Source organism: Deltaproteobacteria bacterium (assembly GCA_016177765.1).
Taxonomy (GTDB): Bacteria; UBA10199; UBA10199; order JACPAL01; family JACOUP01; genus JACOUP01.
Genome location: JACOUP010000008.1, coordinates 67780 through 89676, shown reverse-complemented (window position 1 = coordinate 89676; position 21897 = coordinate 67780). Strand labels below are relative to the sequence as shown.

The window sequence follows — 21897 nt, the reverse complement described above, 5'->3', positions numbered from 1 at the left end:
ATCTCTCCTTATTCCATGATCCCTTGAGGGAGATCCTTTTCCTTTTGCTGGTTCAAGAGTTCTCTTGTCAGATTTTCCTGGAGTTCATAGGCCGAATAGACCCCTTTGGCCTTCAGGAGCTGATTGCGGGCGGCCACTTCGATGATCGCTGTCAGGTTTCTCCCCGGGCGGACAGGGATTCGAAGGAAAGGGACCTTGGCATCCAGAATCTTGTAGGTATGTTCCGTGACCCCGAGCCGCTCATATTCTTCACTGGGTTTCCACTCGACCAGTTCGATCACCAGCTCAATCAGCTTCTGGTCCCTGACGGAGCTGACACCAAAGAGATCCTTGATGTTGATGATCCCCAATCCCCGTATCTCCATATGGTACTTGATCAGCTCGGAACCGCTGCCATAAAGGGTGCCGGGCGGTTTTTTGCGGATGTTGACGATATCATCGGCAACCAGACGGTGCCCCTTCATGATCAGCTCCAGGGCAGACTCGCTCTTGCCGATGCCGCTTTTGCCAACCAGCAGGATGCCGACCCCGAAGATGTCGACAAGGACCCCGTGAATGGCGGTCTGGGCTGTCAATTTGTCTTCCAGAAAGCGCGAGACCCTCATAATAAAGGTGGCGGTGGAAAGGGTTGTCTTGAGGAGGGGGATTCTGTTCTTTTCCGTTTCCTCGACAAAAGACTCCGGGATTGGATTGCCATGGGTGACAATAAAACAGGCGATATCCACATGACAGATTTTTTTGATAATGGTCCTTCTTTTGGCCGCGGGGAGCCGGGTCAAGAAATTGAGTTCCGAAGTTCCCAGGATCTGGATTCGGCCCGGATGAAGGTTGGAGGTGTCGCCTGTCAGGGCGAGCCCCGGTTTCTGGATCTGGGGGATGACGATTTTTTTGGGGAGCCCTTTTTCGCCGGCCACCAACTCCAGAGCGAGTTTGTACTCTTTGTCGCCCAGCAGTTCATTGATAGAGACAGAGATCATTAGAATTTCTCATCTTCTTCAACAATCGCCTGGTACAAGGCGTGGGCGGATTCTGCCTCCATCAACTTGTTTCTGAAGTGGGCATCTTTCAAAAGCCGGGACAGGCGGGCCAAGGCCTTGAGGTGGAGACTGGCGGCATTTTCCGGGGCCACGAGGATGAAGAAAAGATGGGCCGACCTTCCATCCTGCGAATCAAACTCGATCCCTTTCGGGCTTCGCCCAAAGCCGGTCATGATCTCGCCCAGACCGGGCATCTTGCCGTGGGGGATCGCGACGCCGTTCCCGATGCCGGTGCTCCCCAATTTTTCCCGCTCCATCAGGACGCGGACCAGTTTCTCCCTGAATTCCGGTTGAGGCGCCGCCTGTCCCTGCAGGAGCAGGGAGGCCAGTTCCTCAATGACCCCTTCCTTGGAATCGGCCTTGAGGTTGGATTCAACTGAGCTCTCGCGGAGGATCTGCTTGATCTTCATGGTGTCACTCGAGGGGGGGACGCTAGGACACCGTTGGAAGAAAAGCAATACTAAATAGACTCAAATCAGCCTCTTTTTCTTGTGTTCTTTGAGCTTCTCTTTGTATTTTTTAAGCTGGTGTTCCAGCTTGTGGATGGTTCGGTCAATGGAGAGGTACATATTGTTTGTTTTCTCCCTGGCGGTGTAGAGGTTGCCGTTTTCCGAGAATGTGATCTCGACAATATGACGGGCCCTTTCCACCGTCAGGATCACATGAAACGCCTCCGGTTTGACAAAATACTTGGTCAGCCTTCCCAGCTTTTCTTCAACATGACTCTTCAACGCCTCCGTAGGGGCGGTGTGTCGGAAGGTCATATGCAGTTCCATGAATTTACTCCTTTAGCCTTGAGGGGCCTGTTTTCTTCGGGAGGATGGCAAAAGACCCAATATTTCTCTATATTTAGCAACTGTTCGTCGGGCCACCTGGATATTGGTTTTATGGAGCATCTCGGCAATCTCCTGGTCGGAGAGTGGCTTCTGGTGGTTTTCACCGGAAATCATTTTACGGATCTCATCCTTGACCGCCTCGGAAGTCATCGCCTCCCCGTTGGAGGTGGTGACCTTGGAATGAAAGAAATATTTCAGTTCAAAAAGCCCCATCGGGGTCTGGGCGTACTTGTTGTTGGTAACGCGGGAGATGGTCGATTCATGCATCCCGATATCCTCCGCGACATCCCGGAGGACGAGCGGACGGAGGTAATGAATCCCTTTCTCCAAAAACTCCTTCTGGAATTTGACGATGGAACAGGTCACCTTATAGAGGGTTCTCTGCCTCTGGTGGATGCTCCGGATCAGCCAGAGGGCGCTCCGGAGTTTGTCCTGGATGTAGTCGCGGGCGTTGTCCGGCACCGTTTTTTGCATAAGGGCGTTCCGATAAAAATTGCTGATCTGCAGTCTCGGAAGACCGTCATCGTTCAAAAGGACAATATAATCTTCGCCGATCTTGTGGACGAAAACATCCGGCACGATGTATTGAGGTCGTTCTCCCCCGAATGGGCGTCCCGGTTTCGGTTCCAGAAAAGAAATAACCTTGGCCAGTTCCCCCACCTTTTCCACGCTGATGCCGCATTCCTTGGCGATCGCCTGAAAGTTCTTTTTTTCCAGGTTGGCCAGGTGATGGTCAATGATATGGGCCAGGAGTTCCTTGGCCTCTCCGTGGTGGCCGATCTGAAGTTTGAGACACTCCTGAAGATTCCTCGCCCCGACCCCCGGGGGATCAAACTCCTGGATCTTTTTCAGGACCGCTTCGATCTCGGGGAGATTATTTCCGTTTTTCTGTGACAATTCCTCCAGGTTCACCTGAAGGTAGCCGTCGTCGCTTAAGTTTCCGATCAGTTCATCGGCGATCTTCATCTCCTCCTCGGAGAGGTTGGCAAAATGGAGTTGCCAGATCAGGTGTTCCTGCAGGGTGTCCGGACGGGTCAGGCTGTTTTCATAGGTCGGGAGGTCATCATTGGAGGGGGCCTCCCCCTTCGGTTCCGTCGGTCCGTACATCTCGGCGGCGTTGTACTGGCCGATGTAGTTTTCCCAATCAAAATCGGTCGGTTGCTTCATCTCCTTGGTTTCGCTGGAGAGCTCTTCGGTCAGTTTTTCCTTGGATTCATGCTGGAGGGCCATCGGTTCGGTGACGGCGGAGGTCTCCTCCTCCTGGGGGGTTTCTTCCTCCTCCGGCTGTTCTTCCAGGACCGGGTTTTCCAACAGCTCATGCTGGACCAGATTTTGCAGTTCGAGCCGGGAGAGTTGCAGGAGCTTGATCGCCTGTTGCAGCTGTGGGGTGATGACGAGCTGTTGGGAGAGCCTGAGGTTCTGTTTGATCTCGAGGGGCACGGTTGACAGTTTCCTCTTCCACTAATGATATGCCTCCGGGGCGATCGGTGTCAAGCTGTGGGAGATTGAGCCCTCTTTTAGTCAGGTCGGTGGGGGGTGGAAAGTCAAGAAAAAAAAGGAAGGCCCTTAATCTTCCATGAAAAATTGGAAGTGAAGAACCGGCTGGAGCTCGGCCGATTGTCCGGGAGGGGCGCTGATAGGGTCTGAAGCCGGGGTGCGGGTGATCTGGACCGACCAGCCGTTCGGGAGTTTTGCGTACTGATCTTCCCCGGTCTTGATCGCTTGTTCCAGGAGGGAATCGAAGGCGAGTAACGATTCAGGAGGATCTCCTTTGAGAAGGTCCAGGGCCTTTCCGATCGGACGATTTTGATTCGTGACAAGGGTCCTCACATCTCTGGGGGTGGCATCAAAGGCTGGAAAGGCTGTTCTTGGAACCACTGCTGTTGTGCCGGGAGGAAAGTCGGGCGGTTCTCTTAGTGAGGGGTGCTCGGCGGTTTCGGGTCTCGTGAAGGGAGGGGTGGCGGGTTCTCCCGGCTGAAATGGGACGGTATCTCTCTCAGCGGCAACGGGGGGGACCGTTTCCGCCACCCCCGATTCTGCCCTCGGGAATTCAATGCCGGTATGCTCCTCAAAAAATTCGCGCCATGCCCTATATTCTCTTGTGGGGAGATGGATGGTCCTTTGACTGAAGTTGGGGAGATAGAAAGAAAGTGTTCCATCGCGGGCCATGTCCACACGGACAGCAATCTTTTTACCGGACTCAATGCTTCGAAAGGTTTCGAGCATGCCCTTAATAGTGCCATCCGCTCCATGCTCTTCGCAGAGTCTCAAGAGTAGATCAAAATCAACCTCTACCTCCCTGCTGAAGAACTCGGAGGGAGGGGATTTCATGAAATAGATCCCCTTGGGTGGCACACCCTCTGGTTCTGTTTGGGGAGGTTGTCTCCCGGTTGTTTTTCCGGAGGTGACCTTGACGGCAACCCGTGGCGGTCCAATCTCGATAAAGTTTCTCGTGGTGGCACCGATGCCGTAGAGGAGATTATCCACGGCCGGGCCGAGGGCGGCCCCGGCCACAAACCCGCTGAGTGCATGGCTCGCGATACCTGCCGGTCCGCTGTCTTGTTCCGGATGGGTCGCCAGATTTGCAACCGACCAGGTCGCCCCCATCGGGCCATGGAGCGTGGCCCCCCTTTGCAGACTTTGCAGGAAATAGGGAACCCACTGTCGGTTGGCGACCGCTTCCAGAAGCCCAAGCTCCGGGAGCGGGAAGACCAGCCCTGTGGCGGCCCCGAAACCAAAATTCAAAACCGATTCACGCGCGTCGGGCGTATGGCCGAAGAGGGGAGAGACTGCCTCCCCCACAACGACGTTCACCCCTCCGGCGGTGACTGCCGTGATGATCCGTTTTTGTGTCCAATAGGCGATCATGGTTTTTTGCAGGGCGGCCACCGCTTCAGGGGTTTTTGCCGCGAGGGTGACAATTCCCCCTTCCACCGCGACCCAGCCGGCGATCCCAACGGCGGCGATTCCCGCCCCGGCGTAGCAGATCGCCTCGGCCCCACTGAGGTCCGGGGCATGCCGGAGCCACCGCAACCCCTCATAGCTCCAGGCGTTCGTTTTTGTAAAACTGACCCCCGGTTCGGAGGAGACAACGGTTTCACGGAAACGATAATCACCATGGATGACCCCCAAAAATTCGACCTGTACCTGTTGGGCATGAACCGTGGTGTGGTGGAGGATCGATTCCCGGGCGGCGACCGATTCCCGGTATCGGGCGAAAAAGGGGTCGTTAAGAAAAGGGGGACGACTGCCGGGACTGATCGGATCAGGAGGGGCCATGGTTGTTTCGCTTTGGGGTTCTTATCGCCCCCGTTAATGGAAAGTTGCTCGAAAAAACCGGGCTGGCCCGGCTAAAGCAGGCCCGCCTGGAGCAGGCCCCCGTCGGACCGCCTCTTCCACCGCACGGTCCCTTTCGGGCCTTGAAAGGGTGCCAGGCCCCCTTTGGGGAGGCTGGAGTCGATGGAGACCGGTTGTGACCCGTTCGATAATAAAGGGATCGGCAGGTCTTGAAGTCAGGCTATCGGCCAAGATCCGGACAACAGCCCGCCCGGCGACGGCGAGCGGTTCTTCTCCCGAAAGTTCCTGGGGAAAGACAACCGGAATATTCGGTACCGGCTGACCGGAGGCAAGGAACGCCCCGACGACCGACTGGGACTCTGGGTCCAATGTCTGGGCGATCGCCAGAACCATTGCGATATCGCCAAGACCGGTCGCCTTGAATGGGGACTTGCCTGGTTCAGCGTAGACAGGGTTGCCCCAACCGCCCGAAACAGGAGTGGCCGGACCTCCTTGTCCGCTACCGCCGCCGCGGGGTGGTTTGCGGGGTGGGGACCGGGTTGGGCTCTCCGGAAACGTTTGTCTTTTAATCAGTTCCCTGAGGGGGAGATCCGGGTTTGCCTCGGCCAGTCGCTGGAGCTCTGTAGCGACGCTGATCGCGGCTGTCCCGACCGCCGCCTCTTCCAAAGCGGAAAGTGGTTGCTGTTCCAGAAGGGAAATCGCCTGTTCAAGGGAGAGGGGAAAGGAGGCGGCGCCTACGGCCGACCCGCTGACTTCTCCAACCACCTCCCGAATCCAGGCCGTGACAGCCGGCTGTTTCGGATGAAGGTCAATCCCCTGGGTGATTGTCGGGGCGTCATCAGGGGTCAGGATCCGGTATTCGACCCTCCATAACCCGTTGTCCAGACGGACCAGTGAAAAGGAATCCGGTTCCGCCATCACCACAAGGAGCTTTCCTCTGTGCCTTAGCTCTGCAATGACGACGAACCGTTCCTCTGCCATCAGGACAATGGAGACAACCTTCCCATAATGATGCCCCTTGAGCCAGAGATCGTCCGGATTCAGGTGAAAACCGGCCTTGCTATCCAGACTCGCCAGATGTTCCTCATTGACCGCCCCCGCAAAGGCGAGGAGTTTCATTGTTTGATCGGTGTCATTGGCGGTGAGTGCGCCACCGTTTCGGATCAAAAGGTCGTTGCCGGGGGTTCCCGGGAACAGGGGGTATTCAAGAGAACTGCGGTTCTCTCTTTCAGAGTCAAACCGCAGGACCGCTCTTTGACCATCGGAAGTCAGATGAACCGATGAGACCCGTGTAGTTGTCTCCATCCAGATAAACTTACCGGGGAGATCTTCAGAAGGAGAAAGGATGGTCACGACAAGGGTCCCTTCAGATTGTCTCTCCAGGCCAATCACCACCAGTCCGGTGATCTCGTCCCATGTCGCTGCGCTTCCCCAGGGAGGAGGCGGCGGTTTAGAAGGGGAGGCATCCTCCAGGAGATGGGCTTCTTCCCCGATTCCGGCCGCCATTTCAGCACCGATAGCTGCCGGTCTGGCCAATGCCTCCGCGGTCGGCTCATCCGGCATCTCTTCCAGAAGGACGGCTAAGGCCCCTTCGATGATCCGGCTATCCACCCCCTCGCCGCCAAGACGTATGGTAACGAGACCACGGAAGAGGGCGGTCCGGCTCACCTGGACGTATTGTCTCGGATCTTCCGGGAGGGGGATGAAAAAGGTGTCGTCGGGATCGTATGGGATGACCCCGTCGATTTGGTCATCGAGGCTGTCGAGATCACGAACAAGGTCTTGAATGCCGGAATCCGACTCCGGAAGACCGGTCGCCTCGGCCAGACGGTGGATCAGGAAGCGGCTTTCAATGGTGCGGACCGGTGGGGGCATAAGCGGGTTGCTTATCGGACGGCCCTGACAACCGGTTGCGGTATTTTTACTTTTTGGAGGACCTGGGGAAGGGGATCGTGGGAGACATCTCCTCACCCTTGGGCGAATCGCCCTTCGATCCTTTCCATTCCTTTTGGGCCTTTTGGAGGGCGGCCGCCTTGATGAAGGAGGCAAAGAGCGGGTGGGGGTGCATCGGGCGGGACTTGAATTCCGGATGAAACTGACACCCGAGGAACCAGGGGTGTTTCTTCAACTCCACGATCTCAACGAGGTTTCCTTCAGGACAAACCCCGGAGACGACAAGCCCCTTTTGGGACAGCTTTTCTTCATAACTGTTGTTGAACTCGTACCGGTGACGGTGTCTTTCGGATATCTCTTTTTCACTATAGGCGGCGAAGGCGTTTGAACCCTTTTCGACGCGACAGGGGTAGGACCCGAGCCGCATCGTAGCCCCCTTGGTGACGACCGCCTTTTGTTCCTCCATCAGGCTGATCACCGGGTGCGGGGTGTGGGGGTTGAACTCGCTCGAATTGGCATCCTTTAAGTTACAAAGGTGACGGGCCACCTCGATGACCGCCAGTTGCATCCCGAGACAGATCCCGAAGAACGGGATCTTGTTTTCACGGGCGTACCGGATCGCCTTGATCTTTCCCTCAACGCCGCGCTCGCCAAAACCGCCGGGGACCAGGATCCCGTCCGGCTCCCTGGGTGAATCACCCTTCCCCTCCTGCTGGATAATCTTCGCGACGGAATCGGATTTTTCAATCTCCTCCGAATCAATGAACCGGAGGTTCACTTTTTGATTATTGGCGATCCCGCCATGGACCAGCGCTTCATTGAGGCTCTTGTACGAATCGGTCAGGTGGACATATTTGCCGACGATCGCGATCGTGACCTCTCCCTGCGGGTTCTTGATCGTTTTGACCAGATTTTCCCAGGCGGAAAGATCCGGCTCGCGGGTCCAGATGTTCAAAATCTCCACGATTTTCTCGTCCAGCCCTTCCTGATGGAAATGGCTGGGGACCTCGTAGATGGAACTGACATCTTTTGCGGTAAAGACACAGTCGGGGGGAACGTTGCAGAAGAGGGCGATCTTTGATTTCAGTTCCTTGGCGAGAGGCCGATCAGTCCGGCAGAGAAGGATGTCCGGTTGGATTCCGATTTCACGGAGTTTGCCGACGGAATGTTGCGTCGGTTTTGTCTTTAATTCACCGGCGGCGGCGATGAAGGGGACGAGGGTCAGGTGGATATAAAGGACATTATCCCGTCCGATATCGGCCCGGAACTGGCGGATCGCCTCCAGAAAGGGGAGGCTTTCGATGTCGCCGACGGTCCCGCCAATTTCCACAATCGCCAGGTCGATTCCAGAGGCAACCTTCATCACGGAACCTTTGATCTCATCGGTGATATGGGGGATGACCTGAACGGTCCGGCCGAGGTAATCGCCGCGTCGTTCTTTTTGGATGACAGAGTTGTAAATCTTGCCGGTGGTACAATTGTTGAGTTTCCCCAGACGGACATTGGCGAACCGTTCGTAGTGGCCGAGGTCCAGATCGGTCTCCGCGCCGTCGTCGGTCACAAAAACCTCCCCATGCTGGAACGGGTTCATCGTTCCGGGATCCACATTGATGTAAGGGTCTAATTTCTGAAGCGTTACCTTGAGCCCGCGGGCCTCGAGCAGGGCGGCAATGGAGGCGGAGGCGAGCCCTTTTCCTAAAGAGCTGACGACACCACCGGTAATGAAAATAAATTTTGTTTTCACAAGAACGAGTCCCCCTATAACAAACCTAAAAAAAGGGGGCAACTTTTTTCCGATAAAACCGAATAATTTTTCGTGGCTGGTGCCGACGCAACAGGATTCTTGTCTTCAACGTCCCCCTATTCTCAGGATGGAGAAGCGAGATGGGTTGTCGGGGCCTCCCCATTGCCGCACCCCGAGGGGCCTTCTCCGGATCGGGAGGCCTCTTCCTTTGAGAAAGCGATCGGCGGTTTTTTTGAAAGGGTGATCGGTCGTCACGAGCGTTATCGGCCTGAAAAACCTCAAATTTTGAGGAACGTGGAATCAAGGATCGATTCCTTTTTCTCCGGGGCGGCGGCCGAAATCGGCGGTTTGTACCACGAGATGGACCTTTTTGAAGAGAAGGTCCGCTTTAAAGAGGGGGAACCGGCGGTCTATGGGGGGCTCGGCCATTTTTATGCCAAGTCGTGGCAGGAACTGAAGGCCGGTCGTGAGATGATCCTCAAGGTGGTGGTTCCCGGTTTTGCCGGGCACCGGTCCAGTCCGGAACTCTGGGAGAGGGTCACCGCCCATTTTTCAGGGGGACTCTTTCTTCAATCGGCAGAAGATCCTGGTCCTCGTTACGAACTGGAGGTTGTCCGGCTTGCCGATTCCAGGGAATATGACGCCTTTATTGAACATCCCGATCGTTCCCACCTGAAGCGGATCGCCTTTAACGGGCAGAAGGCCGCCATTGTGAAGGTGGCGGTCCGCTTGAAAACAGCCGATGAATTTCCATCGGTCGGAGAAAGGGGCTTCTTTCATCTGGTCCAGCCGGGTCGTGAGGGGGAGACACTCCTCGTCTACGACGAGTCAGATAGGGATTTCGGGGTCCTGCATTTGGCGGACCCCCATGTGCGGGCAAACGATTACCGATTGCGTCTGGCCTATCTGAGGAACCAGTTGGAAAAGGTGGATCGTCTCTATGAGGCCCGTGCGATTACCGGAGATCAGGCGGCCCGTGAAAAATTGGCCCTTCTTTGGGAGACGAAAGAGATCGCCGTCAATTATGACCGTCACCTGCAACAGATGGTTGGCGAGGCGGTCCGCCGTTACCGATCGGGGGAGATCGATTTTGTCGTGATCCATGGGGATGAGATTGACAACGTGAATGACTCGGACAGTCTCCAGCAACGCCCCTTTTCCGGAGAACATACCCGTCTTCTTGCTTTTCGTCTCTATCAGGCCGGTGTCCCTTTCTGGGTGGAAACCGGCAACCATCCGGGGCATCGCCCCAATTATCTGGCTCGTATTCATCCCCCTGCCGTCAACACCGATCCCCGCCTTTCTCCGAAGGGGCAGGAGCAACAGAAGGAGGGGTATGCGGCCAATGCCGATCCTGGGCGGGGTTATGGGACCTTATGGCTGGGGGCCCAGATCACGCGGGCCCTGACCACAAAAGCGGCCGGTGAGGCAATGGTTGTCGACCCCGAGACGTTCCGCTGGACCGATTTCTTTACCAACAGCTGGCTGGTTTTGAAGGAGATTTTCACCTACGACCTTTTTGATGTGCCACCGGAACGGCAGACGGCGGACGATGACTTCCGGGGGAACCAATATCTTTATGTCAATTCGGAACCGAATGTTGTCCTGCGGTACAAGGGGCACACCTTTATGATGACCGATGATGGCCGGGAGGATTTCAAGTATTTCCGCTATATGGTTCAAAACACCCCGGAGGCGCTCCGTCCGTTTGTCTACGTCTTCCTGTTTGTCCCGATCCTGCCGTTTTCAATTGACGGCATCCACAAGTACCTCCACAAACAGGAGGTCCCGGCCAAGGGGTATACCGATCCGGCCTTGCGTTTCTTTATCCATACTTTGGCCGATGAACTGCGCCGTCAAGGGTGTACGGTGGGAGAGGCAGTAACCTGCAACGGGTTGTTCCCCGAGGTGACCTTCTCCGCCCACTTTCCCCTCTTTCACTATCTCGATGTCCTCTTTGGCGACGATTATACCGCCAATACCCTGAATACCCAATCGCGCCGGGCGGTCCTGATCTTCTTGTGGTACTTTCGCGACGTCATAAAAAATCTGATTTTTGGCCATATCCACCGGTGGGAGGCGTACTCCTTTGATTTTGATCTCTCGCCGGAAAAGAAAGAGGCCTTGAGAGGCGAGCTCTATGAGTTGGGAATGCGTTCAAGAATAGAGTGGGATGGTGGAGTCACGGATACTGATATTGAGCGGTTTCAGAAGGAGTTAAACAAATTGTGGGACAAGTATGACCTGGATGAACATTTGCGCCTGCCTCCGTCTGTGGCTCAAAGCCACGGGGATGATGAAGAAAAAATCCTCGAGGAGTGCCGGCAACGCGGAGAGCCTTGTCAATTGACCCTTCGCGCCTCCGGTCCGGCCTACGACCAGAATCCCGCGGGATTTGCCATTCAGCACCTGAAAGGGGGGAAGACGGAGCGGTTTGACCTCTTCGATATCTTCTACAATTCGACATTACCGGCGACAGTCCTGCCCCATTCCGAAGGGGAAGCGGAGGTCGGTCGCAGGGTTCGCCAGCGAAGAAGCTCTCTTGATCCTCTCCCCAGCCGTTTGCCGCTGGCGGCAGAGGATCCTTACGAAGGGATTTCTTTCTAACGCAACGCGCTGTTATGGGGGGGCGCTGTCACAACTTTAGCTCTTTTCTACCGATAATCTGATACGGAATGGGAGCCTTTCTAACAGTCGCCAGGCTTGTCTCAGAGGGGGTTGTTGCCTATTCAAGCGACAACAGTCCCCTCCGGTCCTACCCTGAGGAAACCGGCAAACTCGTCAATTCCGAACTCTGTTTTGAGATGGAAGAGTCCGGGCTTTCGGCCTGTTTCCCGGAGGGGGCCCTTGTCCTGGACCTTCTCCACTCGGTGGAAAGGGGACAGGCCCGCTGGGATCGAAGCTATGTCCCTTCGCTGGAGAAGGGGGCTTGGCGGGTCAGTGGGCTCAAACTTTTGGCCGTGATCTGGCTCCCCCCCAGTCTTACGGTCGGTGAAGAACCGGTCGGTCATGAGGAGGCCGGCCACGCCAATATTACACGGTTCGCGTTAGAGAGGCTTGGAAAAGATTTTGAACTCCCCTTTTACGGGTCCAGGGGGGATGAATCAGCGTTGAAACTCTACGAAGAGCTGGATTATCAGGACTATCCGCCGACACGGCGTGGTAATTATGTCGATTATCTGGGTCTGCTTTTCAATGCCCAAAGAGGGACGACCCATCACGCCATGAGGGGGGTCAAGTTTGATCCTGAGTTGGATCAGGTAAGACTCCGAACGATGGGAGAGACGCGTCAGATGATCCGGAAGTCGATGGATCGGTGGCTCTCCGAGATCCATCAGATTCAAAAAGAGCTGGATCAGAGTCCAGTCATTTTTTTGGATGATCGGGAAATGGTCCGCCTCTTCAGGGAACTTCGAGCGATGAATGATGACTTTAATCAGGAACAATATCCCAAAGTGGTGGCTCGCCTGAAGAGACTCCGTCCGCGGTTTTTTTATCCAAGGATGCGCAACGTCAAATTCCCCCAGAATGATTCGAACCGGTACAATCGCCCTTGGAGTTTGTATCATCAGATTGAACCTTATCGAGACCTGGCCCGTTTGATTCAGGAATCCGGTCGTCATTTTACCAACGCGATGATGGGTGATTCACCCAAGGGGGACGAAAAGGCCCTGGCGGCGGGGATCCGTTCTTATAAGGAGGTCTTGAGATACCTTCCGGAGGAGGATTGGGATTCCCTGGCCTCAGGCCGTGGGCCATTGACCGCCATGGGACAGATGAAGCTGGCGGCCGCCATACACCTGGCCCAGGATTACGTTGCCCATTGCCGCAGTTGGGAGAGGGATGTCTGCCAGGACGCTGTCTCCAACAATTTTCTGGGGCTGGGGAGCCTTCACCTCCCTGAGGATGACGAGATTACGACCCGAAAAGGGGTTCTAAAGCCTTCGACCGACCGTGCAGTGGCGATCTCGATTCAACTTTTGAAGATTGCGAATCTTCCAAATGATGCAGACTTTCTGAAAACCAAAAAAGAATTTCTTGACCAGTACTGGCCTGACGAATAATCCAGAAAAGTTTTTTCTTTTACGCAACTATTGTTTTAACCCCGCCGATCCAGTTCGCCGATGTTGGCAGAAAACTCGATTGTTTTTGATCATTATGCAGACAATACCGGGCTTCTTGTCGCCTCCGGGCTCTGTTTCAAGATGCCGGAGGCCAACCTCGAGGTTTGCTTTCAGGAAGACAACGATATTGTCGTTGATCTCCTTGTCCCGGAGCTGAGGGATCAGGGGTTTTGGGAACGGAGTTACCTGCCACAGCTTGAAGAGGGGCCGTGGGTCCTTGCCGGATTCTCCCGTTTCCTTTTCTTGGGTCTTCCCCCCAGCCTGACGATTAACCAGGAGAGGGTTGGTTCCGAGGAGGATGCGCACTCCTTGATTACCCATATCGCCTATCTTCTCCCTTGGGGGGCTCTAAGTCTTTATTCCTCGGAAGAGCCCAAATTTGTTGATCTTATCCGAAAAGAGGTATCTTACCGCGATTTTCCCCCCTTGATTCATGCCAATTATGTCAGCCTGATCGGGAGCCAGTTTGGCAGTGCCGAACTCAACGAAAGGCATGCTGTCAGGCCGGTTGTTGTTGATGATAAAGGGTGCGTCAAGCTCCAGGGGATGGCGGAGACACGGACCAGGATTCGGGGAGCGATGGGTCATCATCTCACTGAAATTCATCGATTGGGGGAGGAACTGCAAAAGGCCCATCCGGCTTTTTCTGACAATGAGCCCTTAAACGGCATTCTTTCACAGATCACCGATATGAAAGAGGCGTTGGTTGCTAATCGTCTGGAGGAGGTTGTTCGGGGGATCAAAAAATTGAGATCTTTGATGATGTATGCCCAGATGAGAAATGTTGTCTTTCCCGGTAATGATGCCGACGATTATCCTAACCGTGAGGTTCTTGAGGTCTTGATGCGTTCTTACAGTGATCTTGCCGCTCATATCAGGGGGGCGCTGAATAATTTTGTGGATGCGGAGAGGGGGGTTGAAGGGGCCTTTGAGATGGGAGTGGCCCATTACCGGAACGTTTTGAGGTATCTTCATGAAGACCAGTGGGATCGTTTGGCCTCCGGCAAGGGGCCTTGGGAGGCGATCCGCCAGATGCGGCTTGCGGCCGCCCTTCACCTGGCGCAAGATTCCGTGGCCCATTGCGTCCACTGGGATGAAAAAGAAAGTAACATTTGTCAGGAGTATGTCTCCGTCAACCTCTTTGGACTGGGGACCCTTCACACAACGGAAAACGACCGGATTAAAACGGAAGAGGGGGAATGGAAGGAGACCAACCAGAGGGCGGTTTCCCTTTCTTACCGGATTCGAGAATTAAGCCACATGACCGAGGAGTACCTGGCCTTCCACGGGCAGTCTTTTGATCAGGTCAAAAACGAGTTTCTCGGTCACTATTGGCCCGAGGCGCCGCGGTAGATTTGGTTATTTCAGGGCCGGCTCGTAGCGGTATTTCTTTTTCATTGGGCCGTCATCTTCACTCATCCAGCAGGGGATTTTGGTTCTTTTCTTGGCCCGTGGGTCACCGGCATAATGAAGGGCGACGGTTAAGAGAGGCTCAATGACGAAACTGTCGGAAGGGGGGGACCAGGAGACCTTCACGTTTTGTTCATAGGTCAGAACCCCTGTCTGGGGGTCGTAGCGGACACTTCCCTGAACACTCCGGACGGACTCCAGTTCTTCCTTAAACTGGTTTGCGTATTCATCCGGATTGTCTTTTAAACGGGCCTCCCGCATCACTTCTGTCAACCTCCCCTTATACTGATCCACTAATCCTCTTGCCGTGTCATGAGGAACCATCTCCCACTTGGCAACGAGAGGACCGTTTCCCCCCGCCAGGGTGATCTTGGTTACGGCGGGAAAGATCCCAAAGACCTTTCCGGCGACGCCGCCCGGATGGGTGATGGTAAATTCATAATAGGCATTCGGCTCTTCGGGTACCGGGACGTCAAAAGTCAACTCGAGGTCTTTCATATATTTCCAGGTGTCATAAGGGATGATCCGTCTCTGAATATCCTCTTTGGTGAGACCCTGTCTTTTTACGGAGATCGCGAGTCTTCCCCCTTTATCAAGATCGTTATCAATGATGATTCCACCGGCGTCGAGATGAGCAGACTGATCGGTCAGGATCTGTTGAAAACGGCCAATTTCATCTTTACTGACTGTATCACCAAGCTCTTGTTTCATCTGGGCGAAGACGCGCTCAGCCACGGCCCGGGATTCCTGAGTCCCGTAGGTGGCGTAAAAGGCGCGCCGGAGTTCCGTCAGGGTAATCGCCCGGTCGTTGGGAAAAAGATCGGATTCATAGGCGGACGCCTCCTCGTCGTCTTGAAAGGCCCGGGTTGTCTTCCGATCCATTTTGTAATTATCCCCCTCAATCGCCTCGCTAATCGGAATATCGGAGCCGTCCAGCTGATCTTCCAGACCATCGGCCGCATCCGGTTCGACAACAATATAAGGGAAGGGTGCTTCACCCAAGGGTGCTTCACCTGCCGGCGGGGGTATTGTATCATGGGCCATTAGGACTCCTTTGTGAACATATTTTCGTCAGTCTTTTCAGAGAGTTGCTTTCTTTTTTTCATCCTTGCACCAACCCCCTTTTTTTGTTAGGGATGCGGGCCTCCATGATACCCCGTTACAGCCGACCCGAGATCGCCTCCGTTTGGGAGCCGGAGAGCAAGTTCGCGAAATGGTTGGAAATTGAGATCCTGGCGGCGGAGGCCTGGTCCAAGAAGGGGCTGGTCCCCCCGGAGGCGATCCAGACGATCCGTAAAAAGGCAAAATTCGATATTGTCCGGATTGATGCGATCGAGGCGGAGGTCAAACATGACGTCATTGCCTTCCTGACCAACGTGGCCGAGAATATCGGCCCGGAGGCTCGCTACCTCCACATCGGACTCACTTCATCGGATATCGTAGATACCTGTTTTTCTCTTCAACTGAAAGAGGCCTCGTCCCTCCTCAAAAAAGATTTGGAGGCCCTTTTGGGAGTAATTCGCAAGAGGGCGTTGGATCACAAGATGACCCCGATGATTGGGCGGACCCATGGCATCCATGCCGAACCGATCACCTTTGGTCTGAAACTCATCGGTTGGTATGAAGAGATGAAGCGAGCACTGACCCGTTTGGATCTGGCTGAAGGAGAGATCGGTTATGGCAAGCTTTCCGGGGCGGTCGGGACCTATGCCAACGGAGACCCGTTTGTGGAAAAGTATGTTTGTGAAAAGCTGGGGCTTCGACCGGAACCGGTTGCAACTCAGGTGATCCCGAGGGATCGCTACGCCGTATTTTTCTGTCGCTTGGCCATCACCGCTTCTTCCATTGAGCGGATTGCCACGGAGTTAAGACACCTTCAACGAACCGAACTCCTTGAGGCGGAAGAGGCCTTTACCAAGGGGCAGAAGGGTTCTTCGGCAATGCCGCACAAGAGAAATCCGGTCAGCGCTGAAAATCTTTGTGGGCTGGCCCGTCTGGTCCGCTCCTATGCGATGGCGGCGATGGAGAATGTGGCCCTTTGGCATGAACGGGACATCAGTCATTCTTCGGTGGAGAGGGTGATTGGCCCCGACGCCACTATTTTGATGGATTATATGCTGGTTCGTTTGACGAAACTGATTGAAGGGCTTGTGGTCTATCCTGAAAATATGAAGAAAAATTTGGAGAAAATGGGAGGTCTTGTCTATTCCGAATCGGTCCTTTTGGAGCTTGTCAGGGCGGGGCTGACACGCGAGAAGGCGTACGAACTGGTTCAGCGAAATGCGATGAGAGTTTGGGAAAAAGGGGCCGATTTTCAGCGAGAACTCTTGCAAGATAAAGAAGTGGCCCGGCACCTTAAGCCGGAGGTCATCAAGAAGGCGTTTAATCTGAAACATCACTTGAGAGAAGTCGATTTTATTTTTAGGAGGGTTTTTGAGAAATGACGGCAAAAATCTATATCACTCTAAAATCAGGCGTGTTGGACCCCCAGGGGAAGGCGGTTTGTCAGGCGCTGGCGAGCCTCCGCTTTGAGGAGGTCCGGGATGTCCGGATCGGCAAATATGTCGAGCTGAAGTTGACCACCGAAGATAAAGAAGAAGCGGAGCGGCGGGTAAAAGAAATGTGTGAAAAACTGCTCGCCAATACGGTGATTGAATCATACAGGTTTGAGATCGTATGAAATTTGGTGTCGTCGTCTTTCCCGGTTCCAATTGTGATCACGACTGCTTCCATGCCATTCATGACCTTCTGGAACAGCCAGCCTCCTTTATATGGCACAAGGAGACCAGGCTCCCCAAAGTGGATTGTCTGATCCTCCCCGGTGGTTTCTCCTATGGGGATTACTTGAGGACCGGCGCCATTGCCCGTTTTTCGCCGATCATGAAAGAGGTCTTGTCGTTTGCCAGGAGGGGTGGACTTGTTCTTGGGATCTGCAACGGTTTCCAAATCTTGACCGAGGCGGGCCTTCTCCCCGGCGTGCTGATGCGGAACACCAACCTCCAATTTATTTGCAAGACAGTCTCCCTCAGGGTGGAGAATACGAATACCCGGTTTACAAAACTCTACACCCCCTCCCCCTTAATCCCCCTCCCTCGAGGGGGAACTCCCCCGCCAATCGGGGGAGATGTCCCGAAGGGACAGAGAGGGCGGATGGGGGTGGGGGGGAGGGTGGTGGTCAAGATGCCGATCGCCCATGGGGATGGGAACTATTTTTGCGATCCGGAAACCTTGAAAAGGTTGAAAGGGGAAGAAAGGGTTGTCTTTCGTTATGAAGGGGAGAACCCGAACGGTTCTTTGGATTCAATTGCTGGCATTATTAATGAAAAGGGGAATATCTTGGGGATGATGCCGCATCCGGAACGGTGTGCCGAGCCGCTTCTGGGAAATGTGGATGGGAGGCGGTTGTTTGAATCGGTGATTTTGTAACCCTCACCCGTCTCTCCGCCTGAGGCGGAGAGACACCCTCTCCCACGAAGAGGAGAGGGTTGGATTAAGGCATGGTCAATCGTGTTGAAAGAAGAGAGGAGGTTGTCAAGGCTCGAATTTTGAGACATGACATGACACGGGCCGAATGTTTGCTCTGGGACGAGCTCCGTAATCGTGGTCTTAAAGGGCTCAAGTTTAAACGTCAACTACCTCTAAGGGGGTATATAGCTGACTTTTGTTGCGTTGAAAAGAGACTGATTGTTGAATTAGATGGAGGGCATCACCTCAAAGAAGATCAAAAAATATACGATGAAGAGAGAGATAAAATTTTAGGAAACGGAGGGTTCCGTATTTTACGAATTTTAAATAGTGAAGTGGAAACAAATCTGCCCAGAGTTCTTGAAAAGATTAAGACGACTTGCTCCAAGATGTAAGTTTGATTGGAGCCCTCTCCCCATCGTGGGAGAGGGCAGCTGAGGCAGAGAAGAATTCTCGGAGGGTGAGGGAATATAGATATGGATACTAAAACTGTCCAGCAACATGGCCTCTCATCGGAAGAGTACCAGAAAATTCTCACCATTCTGGGACGGGAACCGAATCTTTTGGAGCTGGGAATTTTTTCGGTCATGTGGAGCGAGCACTGTTCCTACAAGAGCTCCCGTGTTTTCTTAAAAAAACTGCCGACAAAAGGGAAACAGGTCCTCTGCGGACCGGGAGAAAACGCCGGTATCGTAGATATCGGGGATGGTCTGGGTCTTGTCTTCAAGATGGAGAGCCATAACCATCCTTCTTTTATTGAACCGTTCCAGGGGGCGGCGACCGGTGTCGGCGGTATCCTTCGGGATGTCTTTACGATGGGGGCCAGGCCGATCGCCCTCTTGAACTCCCTTCGGTTTGGTTCCCCCAATCACCCCAAGACAAAATATCTGGTCAAAGGGGTGGTGGCCGGGATCGCCGGCTATGGGAACTGCATGGGGATTCCGACTGTGGGTGGCGAGGTCTCTTTTCATTCTTCCTATAACGGGAATAACCTTGTGAATGCGATGTGCGTTGGACTCGTGAAGAAAAACAGGATCTTCAAGGCCAAGGCGGCAGGGGTGGGGAATCCGGTCTTTTACGTTGGTTCCAAGACAGGACGGGATGGGATCCATGGGGCGACGATGGCCAGTGATGTCTTTGACGAAAAATCGGAAGAAAAAAGGCCGACGGTTCAAGTCGGAGACCCTTTTACCGAAAAGCGGCTAATGGAGGCCTGTCTGGAACTTTTTCAGACGAAGGACCTGGTGGGGATTCAGGATATGGGGGCCGCCGGCCTCACCTGTTCCTCCTTTGAAATGGCCTCCAAGGGGAATGTCGGGATCGATCTGGACCTCTCGAAAGTCCCGCTCCGTGAAGTGGGGATGACCCCTTATGAGGTGATGCTTTCTGAATCTCAGGAGCGGATGCTGTTTGTGGCCAAAAAAGGAGCTGAAAAAAGGGTGGAGAAGATTTTCAAAAAGTGGGGTCTGGATGTTTCCGCTATCGGCAAGGTAGTTCGAGGGAGTACGGTGCGGATTTTCAATGAAAGGGAACTGGTGGGAGAGATCCCGGCGCACCCGATCGCTGAAGAAGCCCCCTGCTATGAACGGTCCAGGGAGAAACCCTCTTATTTGGGCGAAGTCAATTCCTTGAGTCTTGATTCTATTTCCATGCCGCCGGAGATGACGCCTGTCCTGCTCCGGCTTCTCTCCTCTCCCAATATCGCCAACAAGGAGTGGGTTTATCATCAGTACGATCATATGATCGGGACTGATACGGTGATCTTGCCGGGAAGCGATGCCGCGGTTCTTCGGATCAAAGGAACAAAAAGGAGCGATTCGCTCAAGGGTGATTCACCAAGGGGTGATTCACCCAAGGGGGTGGCGATGGCCACCGACTGCAACAGTACCTATTGCTACCTTGACCCTTATCAAGGGGCGATGCATGCGGTGGCCGAGGCGGCCCGTAATATTGTCTGTTCCGGGGCAAAACCGTTGGCGGTGACCGACTGCCTGAATTTTGGAAACCCGGAAAATCCGGGAATCCTCTGGCAGTTTGAGCAGGCAATCCGGGGGATTACGGAGGCCTGCCTGTTTTTGGGAACACCGATTGTCTCCGGCAATGTCAGCTTTTATAATGAAAGTCTCGGTCAATCTGTTTATCCGACACCAACAATCGGCATGGTTGGCCTGCTGGAGGATGTCAAAACCCATTGTACCCAATGGTTCAAGGAAGAAGGGGATCTCGTTTTTCTGTTGGGAAATGCTGAAGGGGAGTTGGGGGGGTCGGAGTATTTGAGTCTTGTTCATGGCAAGGTTCAAGGCACGCCGCCCCCTTTAAAGTTGGCGAGGGAAAAGAAGGTCCAGGAGACCTGCCTCCAAGGGATTCAAAAGGGGTGGATCCGTTCCGCCCATGATTGTTCGGAAGGGGGCTTGGCTGTGGCCTTGGCAGAGTGTTGTATTTCAGGCCCTCAATTGTGGGGGGTCGATATTAAGGTACGGGCGAACGGCCGTTCGCCCTTACGCCCCGACCTACTTTTATTCGGTGAAGCGGCCTCCCGAATTGTTGTCACTGTTCGGGAAAACAATTTGCAGCGGTTTCTCCGATGGGCTAGGCTTAAGAAATGCCCTGTCCAAAGATTGGGTGTTGTGACCCGGGGGCCTTTTAGGCTGGATCCCTGGATCACTGTTCCGACCGCCGAATTGCAGAAGGCCTGGAAAGAGGGTTTTGTAAAATGTGTGGCATAGTCGGCATTTATAACCATCCGGAAGCGGCAAATCTTGCCTACCTGGGGCTTTATGCCCTTCAACATCGCGGTCAGGAGAGCGCCGGGATCATCTCCTCCGACGGCCAACTTCTTCACAGTCACAAGGATATGGGTCATGTCGCCGATATCTTTTCCGAGGCGGCACTGCAGAGACTCCCCGGCAAGAATGCGATCGGGCATGTCCGCTATTCAACGACCGGCGAGAGCATGATGAAAAATTGCCAGCCGATCGCCATCGATTATTCCCGGGGGGGGCTGGCGGTTGCCCACAACGGGAATCTTGTCAATGCCCAGAAGATTCGTGCCGAACTGGAGGCCCATGGAGCGATTTTTCAGTCGACCATGGATACGGAGGTGGTGATCCACCTGATTGCGCAGTCCCCCAAGAATTCCCTCGTGGACCGGATCATCGATGCCTTAAGCCAGATTCGCGGTGCCTATTCGATGCTCTTTTTGACGGAAACGAGGATCATCGCCGTTCGGGACCCTTACGGCTGGCGTCCACTGGTTTTGGGACAGAAGGGGGATTCGTGGGTCGTGGCCAGTGAGACCTGTGCCCTCGACCTGATTGAGGCGGAATTCGTTCGGGAGATCGAACCGGGTGAGGTTGTCGTGATTGACAAGAATGGTGCCCATTCCCAAAAACCGTTCGTGATCCCCCGCAAAAAGGCGATGTGCATTTTTGAATTCATCTATTTTGCAAGGCCGGACAGTCATATCTTTGGCCGGGATGTCTATGAGATGCGGAAAGGGTTCGGACAACAACTGGCCCGTGAGCATCCGGTAAAAGCGGATGTGGTGATTCCGATACCGGACAGCGGCGTTCAGGCGGCATTGGGTTATGCGGAAGAGTCCGGAATCCCGTTTCAGTTTGGACTCATCCGGAACCATTATGTGGGCCGGACATTTATTGAACCGAAGGAATCGATCCGGAACTTTGGCGTCAAAATTAAATTGAACCCGGTCAGGGAGGTTCTCAAAGGCAAGAGGGTTGTGGCGGTGGATGATTCCATCGTCCGCGGGACAACCTCCCGCAAGATCGTCAAGATGATCCGTGACGCCGGGGCCAAGGAAGTTCATGTGCGGATCTCCTCCCCGCCGACGACAGGGCCTTGCTATTATGGGATCGATACGCCAGACAAGGATGAACTGATTGCCGCCTCGAAGAGTGTTGATGAGATTAGAAAGTTCATCGACGCCGACTCTTTAGGGTATCTTTCACCGCAAGGGCTCTATTGGTTTGAAAAAAATCCGGGAGAATGGTTCTGCGACGCCTGCTTTACCGGAAATTATCCTGTCCCGATGGAAGACCCTGCCAGTAAACTCAAACTAGCTACAAGATAGA

General features: G+C 54.2%; 17 protein-coding genes. 9 read left to right on the top strand and 8 right to left on the bottom strand.

What is annotated here, in order from left to right; translation table 11 throughout:
• Positions 1-8: 8 nt before the first annotated feature.
• The 7 genes from hprK to HYS22_02815 form a co-directional block, all read right to left on the bottom strand.
• Positions 9-977 carry an HPr(Ser) kinase/phosphatase gene (hprK, locus tag HYS22_02845; protein MBI1909090.1) on the bottom strand — a complete coding sequence of 323 codons (969 nt, stop codon included), beginning with the start codon at positions 975-977 and terminating at the stop codon, positions 9-11.
• The gene (locus HYS22_02840; protein MBI1909089.1) at positions 977-1447 is read right to left on the bottom strand and encodes a PTS sugar transporter subunit IIA; all 471 of its coding nucleotides are present in this window, start codon (positions 1445-1447) and stop codon (positions 977-979) included. The genes hprK and HYS22_02840 overlap by 1 nt, the downstream gene beginning before the upstream one ends.
• A 60-nt stretch (positions 1448-1507) precedes the next feature.
• Entirely contained in the window at positions 1508-1813 is a 306-nt protein-coding gene (gene raiA / locus HYS22_02835; protein MBI1909088.1) for a ribosome-associated translation inhibitor RaiA, read from the bottom strand.
• A 12-nt stretch (positions 1814-1825) separates the two neighbouring features.
• Complete coding sequence (gene rpoN, locus HYS22_02830) at positions 1826-3313, bottom strand: RNA polymerase factor sigma-54 (GenBank protein MBI1909087.1); 1488 nt, start codon at positions 3311-3313, stop codon at positions 1826-1828.
• A gap of 126 nt (positions 3314-3439) precedes the next feature.
• Complete coding sequence (locus tag HYS22_02825) at positions 3440-5152, bottom strand: hypothetical protein (GenBank protein MBI1909086.1); 1713 nt, start codon at positions 5150-5152, stop codon at positions 3440-3442.
• Between the two features lie 33 nt (positions 5153-5185).
• A complete protein-coding gene (locus HYS22_02820) occupies positions 5186-7045 on the bottom strand; it encodes a hypothetical protein (GenBank protein ID MBI1909085.1) in 1860 nt (619 codons plus the stop codon).
• Between the two features lie 46 nt (positions 7046-7091).
• Positions 7092-8807, bottom strand: a complete 1716-nt coding sequence (locus tag HYS22_02815; protein ID MBI1909084.1) for a CTP synthase — start codon at positions 8805-8807, stop codon at positions 7092-7094.
• A 99-nt stretch (positions 8808-8906) separates the two neighbouring features.
• On the opposite strand from HYS22_02815, the gene HYS22_02810 reads away from it, so the two are divergent.
• The 3 genes from HYS22_02810 (at position 8907) to HYS22_02800 (ending at position 14284) form a co-directional block, all read left to right on the top strand.
• Positions 8907-11414 carry a hypothetical protein gene (locus HYS22_02810; GenBank protein MBI1909083.1) on the top strand — a complete coding sequence of 836 codons (2508 nt, stop codon included), beginning with the start codon at positions 8907-8909 and terminating at the stop codon, positions 11412-11414.
• 68 nt (positions 11415-11482) lie between these two features.
• Positions 11483-12871, top strand: a complete 1389-nt coding sequence (locus HYS22_02805; GenBank protein MBI1909082.1) for a hypothetical protein — start codon at positions 11483-11485, stop codon at positions 12869-12871.
• Between the two features lie 60 nt (positions 12872-12931).
• On the top strand, positions 12932-14284 hold the full coding sequence (locus HYS22_02800) for a hypothetical protein (GenBank protein ID MBI1909081.1): 1353 nt from the start codon (positions 12932-12934) through the stop codon (positions 14282-14284).
• A gap of 6 nt (positions 14285-14290) precedes the next feature.
• Here the strand turns inward: HYS22_02800 and HYS22_02795 are convergent, their stop codons facing one another.
• Positions 14291-15385 (bottom strand): hypothetical protein, encoded by a 1095-nt coding sequence (locus HYS22_02795; GenBank protein ID MBI1909080.1) that lies wholly within the window; start codon positions 15383-15385, stop codon positions 14291-14293.
• A 104-nt stretch (positions 15386-15489) separates the two neighbouring features.
• Between HYS22_02795 and HYS22_02790 the strand changes: the two genes are divergently transcribed.
• From HYS22_02790 to HYS22_02765, 6 genes are all read left to right on the top strand, one after another.
• A complete protein-coding gene (locus HYS22_02790) occupies positions 15490-16785 on the top strand; it encodes an adenylosuccinate lyase (GenBank protein ID MBI1909079.1) in 1296 nt (431 codons plus the stop codon).
• Entirely contained in the window at positions 16782-17021 is a 240-nt protein-coding gene (gene purS, locus HYS22_02785) for a phosphoribosylformylglycinamidine synthase subunit PurS (GenBank protein ID MBI1909078.1), read from the top strand. The genes HYS22_02790 and purS overlap by 4 nt, the downstream gene beginning before the upstream one ends.
• Positions 17018-17767, top strand: a complete 750-nt coding sequence (gene purQ, locus HYS22_02780) for a phosphoribosylformylglycinamidine synthase I (GenBank protein ID MBI1909077.1) — start codon at positions 17018-17020, stop codon at positions 17765-17767. The genes purS and purQ overlap by 4 nt, the downstream gene beginning before the upstream one ends.
• A gap of 71 nt (positions 17768-17838) precedes the next feature.
• Entirely contained in the window at positions 17839-18201 is a 363-nt protein-coding gene (locus HYS22_02775) for an endonuclease domain-containing protein (protein ID MBI1909076.1), read from the top strand.
• Positions 18202-18282: 81 nt separating this feature from the next.
• Positions 18283-20532, top strand: a complete 2250-nt coding sequence (gene purL / locus HYS22_02770) for a phosphoribosylformylglycinamidine synthase subunit PurL (protein ID MBI1909075.1) — start codon at positions 18283-18285, stop codon at positions 20530-20532.
• Positions 20520-21896, top strand: coding sequence for an amidophosphoribosyltransferase (locus tag HYS22_02765; GenBank protein ID MBI1909074.1), 1377 nt, complete (start codon positions 20520-20522; stop codon positions 21894-21896). The genes purL and HYS22_02765 overlap by 13 nt, the downstream gene beginning before the upstream one ends.
• The last annotated feature ends 1 nt before the right edge of the window (position 21897 follow it).